This window comes from Leifsonia sp. SIMBA_070, assembly GCF_046534635.1.
GTDB lineage: Bacteria > Actinomycetota > Actinomycetes > Actinomycetales > Microbacteriaceae > Leifsonia.
Window position 1 is genome coordinate 1 of record NZ_JAWRYK010000323.1, and the last position, 269, is coordinate 269.

1 protein-coding gene is annotated in these 269 nt (G+C 65.4%); it reads left to right on the forward strand.

Going from position 1 to position 269, the window contains the following annotated elements:
• On the forward strand, nt 1–269 hold a 269-nt coding region (locus SB754_RS20530), incomplete at both ends, for a HAMP domain-containing protein (protein ID WP_410784207.1).

The following is a 269-nucleotide window of genomic DNA, read 5'->3' on the forward strand; positions in this document are numbered from 1 at the left end:
TGCCGGTGTGATCGCCGTGATCGGGGTGCTCGGATATCTGTTGGTACGCAACAGCTTACGACCGCTGGCGCGGGTTGAGCAGACCGCACAGGCGATCGCCGCGGGTGATCTGGATCAACGGGTGCCTACCGCCGCGCCGAATACCGAGGTCGGGCGGCTCGCCGAGTCGCTCAACTCGATGCTGCATCAGATTCAGGGTGCCTTCGCCGCGACGGCCGCTTCTGAGGAGCAGGCCCGCCGTTCCGAAGAGAACATGCGACGGTTCGTCG